Here is a 17,652-nt window from a genome sequence, read left to right on the forward strand (position 1 = left end):
CCTGTCCTTGCGGGACCCTTCATCTTTCCTCGTAGATTTACGCATAAGCACCTGCTCTGGCAGGGTGGGCGCATATTGGCCGTGTCGGCGGCATCTTTATTTTCAGTGGGGGCGTTTTTTCAGGCCGGGTTTTACCGGGGCATTTTGAAGGACGTTTTCCATGGATATTCGCGCACAATTCATTTCTTCCGATCATGCGCTTGCGCAGGAGGTTCTGTTTCAGGGTTCTGCACCGACGCTTGATGCGCGGGCGATCTCGAAGATCCGGCTTGACGCGTCTTCCAGCCAGATCGCCAATTACCGGCGGGTGGGCGATGATCTGGTGATCGAACTTCTCGATGGCGAACAGATCATTCTGGCCGGCTGGTTCGAGGAGGACGGGGACGAGCGCGGCGAGCTGCAGATCATGCATGAGGATGCAAGCTGCTACGTCGCAGTGAGTTTTGCCGACGAATATCCTGGCCTTCTGCAGCCGCAGGTGAGCACAGGCGCCTGCAGCAATGCGGATTTTGGTGGCGGTGCGGGTCTTGGCGGGGCGCTTGGCGGTATTGCCGGACCGCTTGTCATTGGCGGGCTCGTTGCCGCCGGTGCGGTGGGGCTGGCTCTGGCGCTTGATGATGATGACGACAATGGCGGCGGCAATGGAGGCGGCGGTCAGCCGGGCATCAAGCCGGTGGTCAATCCGACCAATGGCAAGGAAGCCTCCGGTACTGCGAAGCCCGGCACGATCATCGAAATGGACCGGGACGGCGATGGCATTCCCGATGCCTCGGCCGTTGCAGGCGATGATGGCAAATGGGTGATACCAATCGATCCGCCGGCAGAGCATGGCGACGAGCTGGAATTTGTCGGACGGGACCCCGAGACAGGCAATCCCTCCGATCCGGTGCGTGAAGTGGTGGATGCGCTGGCGCCCGATGCACCGAAGGTCAACCCGACCAATGGCAAGGAGCTGTCCGGCGAGGGCGAGCCCGGTTCCACAGTAATCGTGGATGACAATGGCGACGGCATTCCCGATCACACGGCGGTGGTGGGCGATGACGGCAAATGGGTGATCCCGCTTGATCCGCCGCTTGAGGACGGGCGCGAGCTTGAAGTGAGCCTGAAGGACCCGGCCGGCAATGAATCGGAGAAGGTGCCGGTGGTGGTGGACGGGGAAGCGCCCGACCTGCCGCAGGTCAATCCGACCGACGGGCGCGAACTGTCGGGCACGGGTGAGCCGGGTGCAACCATCATCATTGATGACAAACGCGATGGCACGCCCGATCATTCGGTCATTGTCGGAGATGACGGCAACTGGTCCATTCCCTTCGACCCGCCGCTTGGCGATGGCAGTGAGCTTGATGTGAGCCAGAAGGACCCGGCCGGCAATGAATCGGGCAAGGTGCCCATCGTGGTTGATGCACAACTGCCCGATGCGCCCGAGGTCTCCGACATCATCGAGGAGGATACCGGCACGGTCGGCGACAACATCACCTCCGACACGACGCCGACGATCCGCGGAACCTCCACGGAAGAGGACGGAACGGTGGTGAAGATCTATCTCGACGGCAGGGAAGTCGGCTCCACCACGGTGCAGGGCGGGGAGTGGCATTACACCTCCGACGAGCTTTCCGATGGCGATTATGAGCTGACGGCCACCCAACTCAGCCCGCGCGGCACGGAAAGCCAGGCGTCCGCTCCGCTGGCCTTTACCATCGACACCAATGAGGGCGGCACGGTGCCGACCGAGCCGCCTGTGATCACCGGCATCGACACGGATGGCGGGATCGATCCCGAGGACGGCATCACCAATGATCCCACACTCTTCTTCGAGGGCACCGCCGACCGGCTGGCCACGGTCTGGGTCTATCTGGACGGAGTGCTTCTGGGCTCGGTTCAGGCCGACAATGACGGCGCGTGGCGCTATGACCATACAGGCACGGTGCTTGCCGACGGCACTTACGAACTGACCGCCGAACAGCAGGATGCGGCGGGCAATGCCAAGTCTGCCATGTCGGCGCCATTCGAGGTGGTGGTCGACACCAATGGTGCGGGCGAAGGCACGCCGGTGCCCGCCGAACCGCCCACGGTCACGGGCATACTGGATGACAATGGCGCGTCCGGCAGCGACGGCATCACCAATGACACGACGCTGCACTTTCTTGGCGAGGCGGAGCCGCATGCGCTGGTGACAGTCATGCTGGACGGCGTCGTCATCGGGTCGGAGATTGCGGGCGCGGATGGCGTCTGGCATCTCGACCACAGCGAAACCTCGCTTGCCGATGGCACCTATCAGGTCACAGCCACGCAGCAGGATGCGGCAGGCAATCCGGTATCCGCGCCATCCGATCCCTTCACGGTGGTGGTGGACACCAATGGCGGCGGCGAGGGTGGCGAGACGCCCTCACCGGCACCGGTGGTGACCGGCATCGAGGTGGATGGCGGGCTAGATCCGGCCGATGGCATCACGGATGAGACCATGCTGTTCTTCCTCGGCACGGCCAAGCCGCATGCGCTGGTGACGGTGCTGCTCGACGGTGTGGAGCTTGGCACAGCCACTGCCGACGAGACCGGCGCCTGGCGCTATGACCATACCGGCACGGTGCTTGCCGACGGCACCTATCAGGTGACGGCCACCCAGCAGGATGCGGCGGGCAATCCGCCTTCACCCGTCTCGGACCCCTATCGCGTCATTGTCGATACCAATGAAGGGGGCACGGTGCCGACAGAGCCGCCGGTGATCACGGGTTTCGAGGAAGACAGCGGCGTGGTGGGCGACGGCATCACCAATGACAACATGATCGCCTTCACCGGCACCTCGACGGAAACAGACGGCACGGTGGTGACGGTGACGCTTCTGGATGAGGGTGGTGCAACAGTCGCGACCCTGACGGCAACGGTTGCCAATGGCACCTGGACGACGAATGAGAGCGCGGAGCTGCCCGACGGCAACTATACCGCAACGGCAACCCAGCAGGACGCAGCAGGCAATCCGCCATCCGCGGCGTCCGAAGCCACAAGCCTCACCATCGACACCAATGATGGCGGTGCTGATGTCACGCCGCCGCCGGTGATCCTTGCCATTGCCGATGACAATGGCCGCGAGAATGATGACGGCATCACCAATGACAACACGATCCAGATCCTCGGCACCTCCGACGAGCCGGATGGCGCGGTGGTCACGGTGACGATCCGCGACAGCGCCAATGCAGTGGTCGCAACGCTGACGGCGACGGTCTTCGAGGGACGGTGGAGCACGGAGCCGACCGCAGCACTTGCGGATGGCGGTTACACGATCAGCGCCACGCAGCAGGACGCGGCGGGCAATGATCCTTCAGCTCCCTCGAACCTGTTCGACATGGTGATCGACACCAATAATGGCGGAGCCGATGCGACACCGCCGCCGGTGGTGACGCATATCGATCCCGATTCCGGCTTCGATCCAACAGACGGCATCACGCAGGACCAGCATCTGGTCTTCCATGGCACGGGCGAGGCGGGTGCGACGGTGTGGCTTTACATTGATGGCGACGAGATCGGCTCGAACATTGTCGATGAGAACGGCGAATGGTTCATCGACAACACGGAGAACGCGCTTGGCCAGGGCACCTACCAGATCACGGCGCGCCAGCAAGATGCCGCGGGCAATGACATCTCGGGCTATTCCGATGCTTATCAGGTGACCGTGGACACGGATGCGCCGAGCGTGTCGATCCGCGCCATGTCCAACGACTTCGGCGTGGTGGGAGACTTCATCACGCATGCGGAAGAAACGCGCCTGTCAGGCACGACGGACCCGAATATTCGCATCGATGTCTTTGTCGAGGGCGTGAATATCGGCTCCATGATCTCGGATGCCAATGGCTACTGGGAATCCGAAATCATCGACCTCAGCGCACTCGGCGTTGGCGACACGCTCAACGTTACCGTACGCGCCAGAAACGCAGCAGGCATTACGGCAACTGCGGAGCAGGTGGTGGAGCGCCACAATCACGAAATACCCCTATCGGTGCTCAATCCCGATAGCGGCTTCGTAGTGGTTGGTGATCGGACGAATGATTTCGCAGGTAGTGTAAGACTTGTCGGTGATGTGAATGACGACGGGATTGGAGACTTTATTGTCGGTGCTAACGGCGGTGACGACTATACCACGAATGCGGGCGAAGTTTACCTCATCTACGGAAAAACAAATGGAGATTATGGTTCGCTTGTCGACGGTAGGCGAATGGTGGATCTGGGAAGTTTGGCGCCAGAGGATGGGCTGGTAATTCAAGGCCCCTGGACGAGGTTTCACCTTCTTACCGGCGCCTCTCTGGGGGGCGACTTCAACAATGATGGCATTGCGGACCTTCTGCTCCAAGGCCGAGGAGAAAGCAACCTGAGCAATGCAGGCGGAGCTTTTGTCCTATTCGGGCGCGCCGATGGACAATGGGGCGATGTCGAAGGCGGAAGGCAGGTGCTCAAACTGGCGGGGCTGACAGCCGAATATGGCGTCAGGATCAGAAACACCAGCAACCCGGTTCTGGAGAACTCGTCATTTCAAATCAGTTCTGCCGGAGATTTCGATGGAGACGGCATAGAAGACTTTCTCGTGAGCACACCGTGGTCCAACTATCCATCCACAACGGGTCGTTCGTACCTGATCTACGGACGTGAAGATGGAGCGTGGGGCAATGCGAATGGAAGCGGCAGGTTACTGGATCTTTCGAGCATACCAACGGGTCAAGGTGTTGCTTTTGTGGGCACCAAGAAACAGGGTTTGATTGGTCTGCATATTGACAGCGGGGACTTCAATGGCGACGGCTTGACGGACCTGTTAATCAGTCAGCAGCGAGAATACACCGGAAGCGGCAGCTCAAATGATGCCCCCGGCAGGGCATACATCGTCTTCGGTGACGCGGAGCGCAGCCTCGGGACCAGCATGAACCTGGAAGCGATGACACATGATCAAGGCGTCATGTTCTACCGGACGGGGAGCATTTCTCTGGGACATGTATTGGCTTCCGTTGGCGACTTGAACAAGGACGGGTTGGATGATCTCGCAGTCGGTGGAAACGCTAACGGTAGCGCAGGCGAAACAACCATTCTCTACGGAAAAGCCGGCACGGATTGGACTGAGACTACCGGAAGGCAATCTCTTAACCTCGCAACTATTGGACCTGATGATGGATTTACAATCAAATATGACCCTGAATTGTCAAATCCGACCCTTGTAACGCATGGCGATATCAACGGCGACGGGCATGATGATCTGCTCATTTCCACATTGGGCGGAGGTTACCACGCAAATTCTGGACTTATCACGGTCGTCTTTGGCAAGTCGGACGGGGTATGGGGCGAGGTGGTCGGAGGAAAGAGGATACTCGATATCACCGAGCTTACTGCCGAGGAAGGTGTGAGCTTCCACGGCGAGAATGTCGCTGATGGTCTACAACGTGTCGACGCGTCAGGCGACATGAACGGGGATGGAGTGAATGACATCATCATCGGCAGTAACAATAATGATCTGGGCGGTACCGATGCTGGTGCTTCCTATATCATTTATGGCCAGACGAACGGTTTTGGTGCGGGGCTGATACGAAACGGGTCGGGTGCAGATGACTGGATGTCCGGCTCCGATAAGAATGACCAGCTTAACGGCATGGGTGGCAATGATACGCTTCTCGGTTATGAAGGCGACGACATTCTGACCGTGGCCAATGCCGGATTTCTTATGGTCGACGGCGGTGCGGGCGAGGATACGATGGTCATCTCGGCCGGTGGAATTCATCTTGATCTGACGGCGTTCAACCAGGACGCGGTAAAGGGCATCGAGATGGTCGATCTGTCCGGCAGCGGGGCCAACCGCATGACCGTTACCGAACAGGATGTGCTCGACATGTCGGATGCGGGGCTTGTGAAGCTTCGCGGCGACATTGATGACAGTGCGACTGCCTCAGGCTTCACGGACAGCGGCGCCGACCAGACCGAGAATGGCATCACCTATGATGTCTATACTTCCGGTGGCGCAACGCTCTGGATTGACCAGCAGATGAGCGTGACGGTCTGACCTGTTCCTGGTGGCGGCGCGGCTTTGCGCCGCCATTTCAGCGCTGATCCCTCCAGCCAAAAAAAACGCCGGTTCGGCCATCTGGCCGCCGGCGTATTGGGAGATCAATGCCCGCAATCGGTGGGCAAGATTGCCTGAAGAGATTGGTTCGACCCGGCTGCAGCCCCGTGGGCGGGGGGGCTTGGGGGGTACGGAAGCCACATCCGAATCGAACCGTCTCAGGCAACAAGGAGATCGTGGCTTCAGAATTTGGCGGGAGCTTGGGCAGATCAAGGCGAGAATGTGGTCTCTTATCACCAAATCATTCGCTTCATTTCACGTCGTGAGCCAACCTGTTATGAGGGCCAAGTCTTGCAATCGACTGCATGAGAGGTCACCTTTTACATGACAAACTCGTGAAAGGTGCGTGCTTCATGACAGATTTTGCGAGCGGCGAGGACGCTCAGCCATCCTCCAATCTGGTGCGCCTGTCGGAGGCCCGGGCGCAGCGGTTTCAGCCACCGGTTACCTTTCATCGCCGCGAACTGGACCAGATCCTGCGGCTCTACGGCCAGATGGTGGCTGAGGGCGAGTGGCGCGATTACGCAATCGATCATCAGAAGGATGTTGCGGTGTTCTCGGTCTATCGGCGCACGAGCGAAGTGCCGCTTTTCCAGATCGTGAAGAACCCGAAGCTGGCGCGCAAGCAGGGCGCTTATAGCGTGGTCGCGGCCGGTGGCGCGATCCTGAAACGCGGGCATGAATTGCCGCGGGTGCTTTCCGTTTTTGACAAGAAACTGAAAGTCGTACGCGCCTGAATGAGAAAGGGGCGGCTTGCAACCGCCCCTCATATGATCAGTTGACCGCGTTGATTGGGCCGAGATTGACGAAGATTGTCTCGCCGGACGAGTCGTCCACGCCGTCATTGTCGGTGACGAAATAGGCCGTCCCGGCGCGATCGATGGCGAAACCCTCGATCTTGTCGACCACATACTCGTTCGTCGCGGCTTTCATGTCAGGCAGAAGGTCGCGCACAAGCGTCTTCTCCACCACCGGCAATTCCCCGCCGAGTTCAGCGGGTTCGAAACCTTCCAGCTCGACCGCGAAAAGGCGCTTGATGCGGGCGGCATCGCCGATCTGGTTGTCACGCTCGACAATATAGAGCTTGCCGTCATGCGCCGTGATTTCGGACAGGCCGACCCAGCCGGCGTCCGGCTTGTCCAGCGGGTAGTGGACGGCAGCCCAGCTTTCGTCGGACGGCTTGTAGGTGACGAGCTTCACCAGACCTTCCGCGTCGTCATTCCATTCGCGCTGGATGGCCATGACGAGCATCTGATCGTCGCCTTCACCCACGATTGTCACGCCTTCCATGCCGAAGCGCTTTTCCTGGGAGATGAGGGCGGCAGGCAGGGCAATTTCCTCGCCGATCTCGCCGTCAGCATCGACATGGAGAAGAGCGTGAGGCGTGAGCTTTGCCGTATTGCCTTCCGATGCCAGCCAGAAGCCGCCCTTGCCGTCAGCAACAATGCCTTCAAGGTCAAGCTTCTGGGCCGGATTGCCATTTCGCGTGACCACCATTTTCCCGGTGATGCGGGCTGGTTTACTCGTGGCATCCACCGTGAAGATCGCCGGCTGGTTGGCGTAAAAGGAGTCGTTGATGGCATAGAGCTTTCCATCGGTGGCCGGATCGGCGGATAGGCCCGAAAGCGCGCCCCAGCCGATGGGCTGGCCGTCCTTCATCTCAGAGACGATGGTCGGATAGGCGGCTTCGCCGTCCTGAAGCTCGTAGATCATGATGTGGGAGCGCGCAGCACCGTCCTCGCCGAGATCCGTTTCATTGGCGGTGACAAGCAGGTTGCGCTCGGGGACCGCAACAAGGCCTTCCGGACCGACGCCTGATGGCAGAACCTGCACGAATTCCGGAGTCTCGCCGGTGTCGCGATAGACGGCAACGAGCGAGGCGCGCTCGAGAGCGACGAAAATGTAGGTCTCGCCGCCAATTTCGGCGACTTCCAGACCTTCAGGCTCGGCACCCTTGGCGTCGGAGCGCTTGTCGGGATAGTGGCCTGCAAGGGCTGCCTGATGTTCGAGGTCCGATCCGGAATCAAACAGCACGTCGCCGTTTTTGGAGAAGATCGTGAAGCCGCGCGAGCCGCCCTGGTAGTCGCCCTCATTGGCGGCAACAAAGCGGTCATTGTCCAGCCATTTCACCGCATCCGGTTCGCGGGCGGTTTCCGGCATGGTCTCAGTGAAGAGGATGGCGCCGTCGTCCTTGAGATCGACGTTTTCAGCCGAAGTCTTGCCTGCTGGAAAGTGGCTGACGATCTCGCCGCTCTCGGCGCTGACCACGGCGAAGTGGTTGTTCTCCTGCAGAGAAACAACGATCTCGTTGGAATCATTGAAGTCGACAAATTCCGGCTCGGGATCGTCTGCGCCGACTTCCGCAAGACCGGTCAATTCCACGGTTTTCACGCTATCGCAGTCGGGAGCACCATCCTGCATGGCGAAGACCTGCAGCACGCCTGCGGGAAGCTGCGGCAGGGCGCCGTCATTCAGATCCTCGTCGCGCTCGTTTTCGATGGCGACGGCCAGAAATTGGCGATCCTTGCTGAGAGCGAGCGAATCCGGCTGGCCGGCCAATTCGCAGGTCATTTCGGCTTCGCGTCCCGCAATATCGATAACGGCCAGCCTGCCGGAGGGCGCGGTGTAGCTTTGCGAGGTGTTGATGCCGGCAAGCGCCTTGCTGCCGGAGACGACAACCGATGTGGGCTCGCCTTCAAGCTTCACCACGCCAGCGGCCTGCGGGTTCTGCGCATCACTGATGTCGATAAAGCCAACGGCACCAAGAGGGCTGTCGGAATAGACCAACATGTTTCCGTCGGCGGTCGCTGCGATGATTTCCGACGAGGTTTCGGTCGCCTGATCCATGTCCGCGGGCAGATTGGCCGCAACGGGAAATGTTGCGATGCGGTTGAATGCAGATTCGGCAAATGCAGGATTTGCGGTGCCGGCAAGCAGGGCAGCTGCCATTGCGCCGAGTATGGTTTTTCTGGTGTGATAGCTGGTCATCATCGTCTCCCTCGCCATTCGAAGTTGGCGGAATCTGGAAGACATGGATTGCAGTTGCATGACCGGTGATGACAGATCAGTGACAGCACACAGCAAGCGCGCAACGCCAGTCATTGCGATGGCGCGCAAATGCGGTTATAGGTGAGGCGATTTCCCTACATTGGTGGTTATACCACCGTCCGCCCCGGGAAGGCGGGCGAAGAGAAGGATTTATGCCATGGCCAATACGCTACTCATGCCCAAGGCAACCGCCGTCTGGCTGGTGGACAATACGGCGCTGAGCTTCGACCAGATCGCCGAATTCTGCAAGCTGCATCCGCTTGAAGTCAGCGCCATTGCCGATGGCGATGCCGCGCAGGGCATCAAGGGCATGGACCCCGTGATCACCGGCCAGCTGACGCGCGAAGAGATTGCCAAGGGTGAGAACAATCCCGATTACAGGCTCAAGCTTTCCGAGCCGAAGGTGCGTGTGCCGGAGACGAAGCGCAAGGGCCCGCGCTATACGCCGCTTTCCAAGCGTCAGGACCGGCCCAACGCCATTCTGTGGCTGGTGCGCAACCATCCCGAGCTCAAGGACGCCCAGGTTTCGCGTCTTGTCGGCACGACCAAGAACACGATCGAACAGATCCGCAATCGCACGCACTGGAACTCGGCCAATCTGACACCGATGGATCCGGTGACGCTTGGACTTTGCTCGCAGATCGATCTCGACATCGAAGTTCAGAAGGCAGCACGCTATGCTCCGCAGAGCGAGCAGACCGACGAGACGCTGCTTCCGGCATCCGAAACCGAGAAGCTGTCGCTCGACGATCAGGCGCCGGAAGAAAAGGAGCTGGATGCGGATGCGGTCTTCGCGAAACTGTCCTCGCTGCGCGGCAATACCGACGACGACGAAGACGAGAACAACAACTGAGCAGGTGCACTAGCCACCTGCGAAAAGCTGGCACGAACGCTCCCGCCTTCCGCCATGATAGGGGCGGACGACTGAACGTTCCAGCAGGTAGGCGCTTATAGCCTGACCATTTTCAGTGGCCGCGTCAGCGATGACGCGGCCATAATATTTTCCGCCGCTGATATTGCTGATGGTGATGCGTCGGCCTGCGATCAGCTTCTCCAGGACCGTGCGGGAGGTGATGCCGGCAAGCTTCTCGGGTGCGCAGGAACTTCTGATTTCCGGCGCATCGATGCCGCGCAGCCTAACGAGCACCTGCACCGTTTGTCCCGGCCAGATATGCGCCCGTGCCTCGAAGGTGTCACCATCCAGGACACGGACAACATCTGCGGGAACGGGGCCGGGCAATGCCTCATCGTCGCCTGCATGGGCGATGGCGGGCAGAAGAAATGCAAGGATCGGAAGACTCAATCGGCGAAGCAGCATAAATAGGATAGTATTCCTATCATGTTGCTTGCGCAAGTTGGTGCTGCTGTCGGCGGATCAGAAATCGGTGGCGATGCCTTTCACTTCCCAGTCGCCGAAGCGGACGGGTTCGGGTCCCTTGCGACCACCTATCTCGCGCGGCATCTCATTCGCTGCGGCCTCGCGATTTGCCCGGCGCTCTTCCGCCTCGCGCAGGGCACGCTTTGCTGCAGCCGAAAGCTCGCGCGGGGCCTCCTGAGGATCCGCCTTGTTTCCAGCGCCTGCAATTTCAGGTTCGTTCATCATGAGATCGGCCCAATATTGATAAACACTCTGCCTCTGGCCATCTATAGGTCAGGTGTCCGCATGCGTCGAGCATCGCGGGCTGATTTCAGCCGGTGGGGGCTTATTGAAGCCTATTCTGGAGTGTCCGATGAACATGATGCGCACCGCAATGCTGATTGCCGTGATGACTGCCCTTTTCATGGGTGTGGGTTACATGCTGGGCGGAACCGGGGGCATGATGATCGCGCTGGCGATTGCCGCCGCGATGAACCTCTTCAGCTATTGGAATGCCGACAAGCTGGTTCTGCGCATGCACCGCGCGCAGGAAGTGGATGAACGCAATGCACCGGAATATTACGGCATCGTTCGGGACCTTGCGAAAAACGCAGGTCTTCCGATGCCGAAGGTCTACATCATCGACAATGCGCAGCCCAATGCCTTCGCGACGGGACGCAACCCGGAGAATGCGGCGGTGGCGGCGACAAGCGGACTTCTTCATGCGCTGAACGAGGAGGAAGTGGCTGCGGTCATGGCGCATGAGCTTGCGCATGTGCAAAACCGCGACACGCTGATTATGACGATCACCGCCACGCTTGCCGGTGCGATTTCCATGCTCGGCAACTTCGCGCTGTTCTTCGGTGGCGGGCGCAACAACAACAATCCCTTCGGCTTCATCGGCATACTTGTCGCGATGATCGTTGCGCCTTTCGCTGCCATGCTCGTACAGATGGCCATCAGCCGAACACGCGAATATTCCGCTGACCGTCGCGGAGCTGAAATCTGCGGCAATCCCATGTGGCTTGCTTCGGCCTTGCGCAAGATTGCCATGGGTGCGAAACGGCAGGTGAATGTGGATGCTGAACGCAATCCCGCGACTGCGCACATGTTCATCATCAATCCATTGAACGGACAGCGCATGGACGGACTTTTTTCCACCCACCCCAACACCGAGAACCGCATTGCCGCCCTGCAGGCCATGGCGCAGGAAATGGGTCCGACACCGCAGAACTGGTCGAATACGCAGCCGGAAAGTGGCGCTGCATCCGGGCCATGGGGCGCACGTCCGACGGGTTCGGCCGGAATCCGGGACAAAGGTGACGATGGTTTCAAGGGGCCGTGGTCGTGAACAAGGCGCAGGGCGCGCGTTCAGCAAGGCGGAAGCCGGAAATCATCGATGACAAGCCCGGCCTTGATGCCAGGCGTGTGGCGACACGTCTTCTTGGGGCCGTTGTGGATGCGCGCTCTTCGCTTGATGCCGTGACAGACAGCGAGCATGGTCACCCGCAATATGTGGCGCTCGATCCGCGTGACCGGGCGCTTGTTCGCGCCATGCTGGTGACGGCATTGCGGCGGCGATGCGGGATCGAGAAAGCCATCATGCAAAGGCTCGACCGGCCCTTGCCGGGAAATGCCCGCTCGCTCAGCCACATCCTGCATATCGGTGCCGTCCAGATCCTGTTTCTCGATGTTCCCGACAGTGCGGCGGTGGATCTTGCGGTCTCGCAGGCAAAGTCCGATCCCCGCAACAGCAGGTTCAGCGCGCTCGTCAATGGCGTGCTGCGCAACATTGCGCGACGCAAGGATGCGATCCTGCAGAAGATCGATGAGGTGGTTGACGCTCCGGAATGGTTCCAAACGAGATTGAGCGAAGCCTATGGTGCAGAACGCGCCGCGCGCATTCTTGCTGCCCACCGCCTCGAGGCTCCAGTTGATTTCACGGTCAAGTCGGACCCAAAGCGTTGGGCTGAGGCTTTTGGCGGAACGGTCCTGGCGAATGGCTCCGTCCGCGTCGACAAGCTCGACACATCCGTGCCGGAGCTCGAGGGGTTCGATGAGGGCGAATGGTGGGTCCAGGATGCGGCGGCCAGCCTGCCGGCAAAGCTTATAGGGGCCAGGCCCGGGATGCGCGTGCTTGATCTGTGTGCGGCACCGGGCGGCAAGACGGCGCAGCTTGCCCATTATGGCGCAAAGGTCACGGCGGTCGACCTGTCCGCGAGCCGGTTGAAGCGGTTGGCAGCCAATCTGCAGCGCCTCAAGCTTGATGCGGAGATATCGAAGGCCGATGGCCTGACGCTGACGGTCGAAGAGCCGTTCGATGCAGTTCTGCTCGATGCGCCCTGCTCCTCGAACGGTACCGTGCGTCGGCACCCGGATGTGCCATGGACAAAGACTCCCGAGGACATTGAAAAGCTTGCAGAACTTCAGCGCAAACTGCTGGAGCATGCGGCGACACTGGTTCGGGCCGGGGGAACGCTCGTCTTTGCGAACTGCTCCATTGACCCGCTGGAAGGTGAAGCGGTCGTGTCGCAAGTTCTCGCTTCGGATCTTGGGCTGGAGCTTTCCACCATTACTGCTTCGGAGCTCACGGGAGCCGCGCATTTCATTACACCCGAAGGCTATCTGCGCACACTGCCCGACGCGGCGGAAGCGGAGGAAGGCAAGCTGCAGGCTGTGGACGGGTTCTTCGCCGCACGTTTCGTCAAGCGCTGACGCTTCCTGAGCCCGTCATGTTTTCGCCTTCGCACAACTGTTTGAATCATATAGAGTCTTGTGCGGATACGGGGCAATTGATTCAAATAGGTGCGGTCAGTGCAGACGGCAGGGAGCCACGCTCCTGTTCTTTGGGGACTTGCGGCGCGCCAGGCATGGCGACGCCTGCGTCGTCGGCTGCGTACTGGCCCGGTCTATCGCTGGCGCTATACCGGTCGCACACCTGAACGCGTTCTGATAGCGCCTCCGGACCTGCGGCTGGCCGACCCGGAGATCGCACGCGAGATCTATCACGGGCGCTTTCTTCTAGCGGGGCAGTTGATCGAAACCGGCGGGCAGTCCCCCTTTCACCTTGATGTGCGCAATCGCGGCTGGCTTGAAGAACTGCACGCCTTTCGCTGGCTGCGGCATCTCAATGCGGCGCAGTCGGAGCTGGCATCGGCGAATGCGCGGGCATTGGTGGGAGACTGGATCAACCTTTATGGGCGACGTATTGGTGGGTTGCCTTGGGACCCGGCGATTACCGCGCGACGTGTCATTGCCTGGCTGCAGCATTCTGCGGTGGTGTTGCAGGGTGCGGATCTGGCCTTTTACCGGCTTTACCTGAAAATGCTCGCCATCCAGATGCGCTATCTGCGTGCCATGGCACGGGAAATGCCTGATGGCGAGGAACGGCTGCGGGCCCGCATAGCCCTGGCTTTCGCAGCGCTGTCACTGCCCACGCCGGTCTCATCGCTTCGCTCGGCCACGCGCAATCTCAATCTGGAGCTTGAAGAGCAGATCCTGCCCGACGGCGGCCATGTCTCGCGCAATCCGCGCGCGGTGATGGAGCTTCTGGCCGATCTTCTTCCGCTTCGCCAGACCTATGCAAGCCAGGCCGAACCGCCGCCGCCCGCGCTGCTTGGCGCGGTGGAGCGGATGTTGCCGTGCCTGCGCTTCTTCCGCCATGCCGATGGCTCGCTTGCCCGCTTCAACGGCATGGGCATCACCGTTCACGACCGGGTGGCGACGATCCTGCGTCACGACGATACCGGAGGCGCGCCGCTTCTGCATGCGACGCATTCAGGCTATGAGCGGCTGCATATGGGCGGCACGACGGTTCTGGCCGATACCGCTGCCCCACCACCAGCCGAACTGTCCGAGGTCGCCCATGCCGGCTGCCTTTCCTTCGAGATGTCCTCGGGGCGCCACCAGTTCATCGTCAATTGCGGCGTGGACAGTTTCGGCGCTGATGCGTTCCGCGCGCTTTCGCGCGCTACGGCTGCGCATTCGACCGCCACGATCAACGATACTTCGCAGGCGCGTTTCACATTGGCTTCCGGCTGGGCCGGCTGGGTGGGCACGCCGCTGGTCGGCGGTCCGAGAAAGGTTGAATGCGATCGGCTGGACGATGACGGCGTGCATGCATTCGTGGCAAGCCATGATGGCTATGTTTCGCGCTTCGGCCTCAAGCATGAGCGGGAATTGGCGCTGTTGCAGAAGGGCGCCCTGCTTCAGGGTGTGGACCGGTTCCACCTTCCCGATGGCACGCCGGCAGCACGCGGCTCCAGCCACGCGGTCGCAATACGCTTTCATATCCATCCCGATATCGAGCTTTTCAAGGACGATGAGGGCCGTCTGATCCTGGCGGGCGAGGCAACCGATACCTGGGTCTTTAGCTGTGAGGGCGTTGAGCCCGTAGTGGAAGAATCCATTTTCTTCGCCGCCATTGCCGGTCCGACCAGAAGCCGCCAGATCGTGCTTCACTTCAAGGCGGCGGAATGCCCTGAAATTCGCTGGCAGTTTCTCAAGACCAACAGCTTTTATTCCGCTGGGTAAGCTCAGGCCGCAGTCAGCCTTGATTCGAGGGGGAACTGTGCTAACCCGTGCCCTCGCGAACCTGCCTGCCGACCGGAGTATCCTGATGGCCGTCCAATCCAAGAATATCCCCGCACCTGATCTTGTTCCCGTACGCCGCGCATTGCTTTCGGTTTCCGACAAGGACGGCATCGTCGATCTGGCACGTGCGCTGGTGGCCAAGGGCGTCGAGCTGGTCTCCACGGGTGGCACGTCGAAGGCGCTGTCGAATGCCGGCCTTGCCGTGCGCGATGTCTCCGATCTGACGGGTTTCCCGGAAGTCATGGACGGACGCGTCAAGACGCTGCATCCGGGCGTCCATGGCGGCCTGCTTGGCATTCGCGATGATAAAGAGCATCGCCAGGCCATGGCCGAGCACAATATCGCGCCGATCGATCTGGTGGTGATCAATCTCTATCCCTTCGAGGAAGTGCGGTTTTCAGGTGGCGACTATCCTGCAACGGTGGAAAATATCGATATTGGCGGGCCGGCCATGCTGCGCGCGGCGGCCAAGAACCACGCCTATGTCGCGGTCGTCACCGATCCGGGCGACTATACGCGTGTTTTGGAGGCGCTCGATGAAGGCGATGGCAAGCTGCCATATCGCTTGCGTCAGGAGCTCGCAGCAAAAGCCTATGCGCGCACCGCTGCCTATGACAGCGCGATCTCGCAGTGGTTTGCCGAGCAGCTCGAGATCGAGCAGCCGACATGGCGCGGTTTTGGCGGGCGCCTGAAGGAAGTCATGCGCTATGGCGAAAACCCGCATCAGGCGGCGGGCTTCTATGTCACCGGCGACAAGCGTCCGGGTGTCGCCAATGCGCGCCAGCTTCAGGGCAAGCAGCTGTCCTACAACAATATCAACGACACGGATGCCGCATTCGAGCTGGTGTCGGAATTCGACCCGGCGAAGACCGCAGCCGTTGCCATCATCAAGCACGCCAATCCCTGCGGTGTGGCCGAGGGTGCGACGATTGCGGAAGCCTATCGTAAGGCGCTGGCCTGTGATCCGGTCTCGGCCTTTGGCGGCATCATCGCCTGCAACCGCGCCCTTGATGCAGAAGCGGCAGCTGAGATCGTGAAGATCTTCACCGAGGTCATCATCGCGCCGGGTGCAAGCGAAGAGGCACAGGAGATCATTGCGGCGAAGAAAAACCTGCGTCTCCTTCTGACGGACGGCATTGCCGACCCTCGCGAGAAGGGCCTGACCGCCAAGACCGTGGCCGGCGGTATTCTGGTGCAGACGCGGGACAATGGCAGCGTTGATGATCTGGATCTCAAGGTCGTGACCAAGCGCGCGCCGAGCGAACAGGAAATGGCGGATCTGAAATTCGCCTTCCGCGTTGCCAAGCATGTGAAGTCGAATGCCATCGTCTATGTAAAGGATGGTGCGACGGTTGGCGTAGGTGCAGGCCAGATGAGCCGTGTCGATTCCGCCCGCATTGCCGCACGCAAAGCGGAAGATGCCGCGCGCGAGGTCGGTGGCGAGCCGCTCACCAAAGGTTCGGTCGTCGCCTCCGACGCATTCTTCCCCTTCGCCGACGGGCTGCTTTCAGCCGTCGAAGCAGGCGCAACCGCCGTCATCCAGCCCGGCGGCTCCATGCGCGATGACGAAGTCATCAAGGCGGCGGACGAGCATGGCATCGCCATGGTCATAACCGGCATGCGCCATTTCCGGCATTAGATTGCTTTCGGATGATCAAAAAAAGGCCCGCGTGTTGCGGGCCTTTTTTCATGCAGCGACTTCATGACCTCTATCGATAGAGCATCACCGGGATCTTGCAGGAGCGCAGCATTTCGGTGGTTGTGGAGCCGATGATGAGGCTGCGGATGCGGGAGTGGCCGTGGGTGCCCATGACCAGGAGGTTGATGCCTTCCTGTTCGACGCGTTCGGCAATGACTGCCTCCACGTGGCCTTCAACGATTTCGGCCTCTGCGGTGATGCTGCCGCCAGAGAGCGTGGCGCGGGCGTCCTCGATGCGTTTTTCGTTTTCGGCTGACCTGTCGCCGACCATCAAGAGCTTGATCTGCAGGCCCGCATAAAGGGTGCTGCGCGACATGGCGTCGACGGCCTTGAGGCTGTTCACGCTGCCATCGAAGGCGACCAGCACCTTCTGGATCGGCTTGAAGGCGCGTGAGGCGACGAAGACGGGCCTGGTGGCCGCGCGCACGACACGTTCCAGATTGGAGCCCAGATGCAGCTTGGCGAAATCTGCAGCCTCGCCGCGCTTGCCGATGACGAACATGTCCGTTTCTGCTTCAAGAGCTTCCAGCGTTTCCAGCACGTCGCCGTGGCGCAGCTTGGTCGTCACCTTGTCCGCACCACCCAGATGCGCCATGCCGGCAGCATCCTCGAGGATCGCGCGCCCACGCTTCTGCGCCAGCTTGGAGCGCTGCTCGTCGAGCTCGGAAAGCTCCTGCAGCAGCGTGGTGCGTGCGCCGAGCGCCAATGCGCCTGACAGGTCCGATGGCACGCTGGCAGCCTCGCGGCGGCCAAGCACGTGCATCAGCTGAAGTTCCGCCTGCAGGCGACCGGCGGCCCAGGCGGCGTGGTCACACACGCTCTGCGAATAGATGGAGCCGTCTACGAATGCTCTGATCTTCATGG

At 60.6% G+C, this 17,652-nt stretch carries 11 protein-coding genes; 7 read left to right on the forward strand and 4 right to left on the reverse strand.

The genetic code is table 11. From position 1 onward, the window contains the following. Positions 1–160: 160 nt before the first annotated feature. Both EL18_RS13995 and EL18_RS14000 read left to right on the forward strand, forming a co-directional pair. Positions 161–6,031 (forward strand): Ig-like domain-containing protein, encoded by a 5,871-nt coding sequence (locus EL18_RS13995; RefSeq protein WP_036485579.1) that lies wholly within the window; start codon positions 161–163, stop codon positions 6,029–6,031. A 413-nt stretch (positions 6,032–6,444) separates the two neighbouring features. Then, positions 6,445–6,828 (forward strand): DUF2794 domain-containing protein, encoded by a 384-nt coding sequence (locus tag EL18_RS14000; RefSeq protein WP_036485588.1) that lies wholly within the window; start codon positions 6,445–6,447, stop codon positions 6,826–6,828. A gap of 37 nt (positions 6,829–6,865) precedes the next feature. Here EL18_RS14000 and EL18_RS14005 read toward each other — a convergent pair whose 3' ends face one another. Further along, positions 6,866–9,079 (reverse strand): esterase-like activity of phytase family protein, encoded by a 2,214-nt coding sequence (locus tag EL18_RS14005; protein ID WP_036486409.1) that lies wholly within the window; start codon positions 9,077–9,079, stop codon positions 6,866–6,868. A gap of 217 nt (positions 9,080–9,296) precedes the next feature. Between EL18_RS14005 and EL18_RS14010 the strand changes: the two genes are divergently transcribed. Beyond that, complete coding sequence (locus EL18_RS14010) at positions 9,297–9,992, forward strand: DUF1013 domain-containing protein (RefSeq protein WP_036485590.1); 696 nt, start codon at positions 9,297–9,299, stop codon at positions 9,990–9,992. 9 nt (positions 9,993–10,001) lie between these two features. On the opposite strand, the gene EL18_RS14015 is transcribed toward EL18_RS14010, so the two are convergent. Both EL18_RS14015 and EL18_RS14020 read right to left on the reverse strand, forming a co-directional pair. Then, a complete protein-coding gene (locus EL18_RS14015; RefSeq protein ID WP_036485592.1) occupies positions 10,002–10,457 on the reverse strand; it encodes a thermonuclease family protein in 456 nt (151 codons plus the stop codon). 57 nt (positions 10,458–10,514) lie between these two features. Further along, positions 10,515–10,742, reverse strand: a complete 228-nt coding sequence (locus tag EL18_RS14020; protein WP_081871248.1) for a DUF1674 domain-containing protein — start codon at positions 10,740–10,742, stop codon at positions 10,515–10,517. A 127-nt stretch (positions 10,743–10,869) separates the two neighbouring features. On the opposite strand from EL18_RS14020, the gene htpX reads away from it, so the two are divergent. The 4 genes from htpX (at position 10,870) to purH (ending at position 16,728) form a co-directional block, all read left to right on the forward strand. Next, entirely contained in the window at positions 10,870–11,847 is a 978-nt protein-coding gene (htpX, locus tag EL18_RS14025; protein ID WP_036485602.1) for a zinc metalloprotease HtpX, read from the forward strand. Then, positions 11,844–13,211 (forward strand): RsmB/NOP family class I SAM-dependent RNA methyltransferase, encoded by a 1,368-nt coding sequence (locus tag EL18_RS14030; RefSeq protein WP_244444605.1) that lies wholly within the window; start codon positions 11,844–11,846, stop codon positions 13,209–13,211. The genes htpX and EL18_RS14030 overlap by 4 nt, the downstream gene beginning before the upstream one ends. Positions 13,212–13,310: 99 nt before the next feature. After that, positions 13,311–15,029, forward strand: coding sequence for a heparinase II/III family protein (locus tag EL18_RS14035; RefSeq protein WP_036485606.1), 1,719 nt, complete (start codon positions 13,311–13,313; stop codon positions 15,027–15,029). 85 nt (positions 15,030–15,114) lie between these two features. Continuing rightward, positions 15,115–16,728: a bifunctional phosphoribosylaminoimidazolecarboxamide formyltransferase/IMP cyclohydrolase gene (purH, locus tag EL18_RS14040; RefSeq protein ID WP_036485608.1), complete on the forward strand. Its 1,614-nt coding sequence runs from the start codon at positions 15,115–15,117 to the stop codon at positions 16,726–16,728. 70 nt (positions 16,729–16,798) lie between these two features. Here purH and EL18_RS14045 read toward each other — a convergent pair whose 3' ends face one another. Then, positions 16,799–17,650, reverse strand: coding sequence for a universal stress protein (locus tag EL18_RS14045; RefSeq protein ID WP_036485610.1), 852 nt, complete (start codon positions 17,648–17,650; stop codon positions 16,799–16,801). Between the last annotated feature and the right edge of the window lie 2 nt (positions 17,651–17,652).

Origin of the sequence: Nitratireductor basaltis (genome assembly GCF_000733725.1) — a bacterium.
Taxonomy (GTDB): Bacteria; Pseudomonadota; Alphaproteobacteria; order Rhizobiales; family Rhizobiaceae; genus Chelativorans; species Chelativorans basaltis.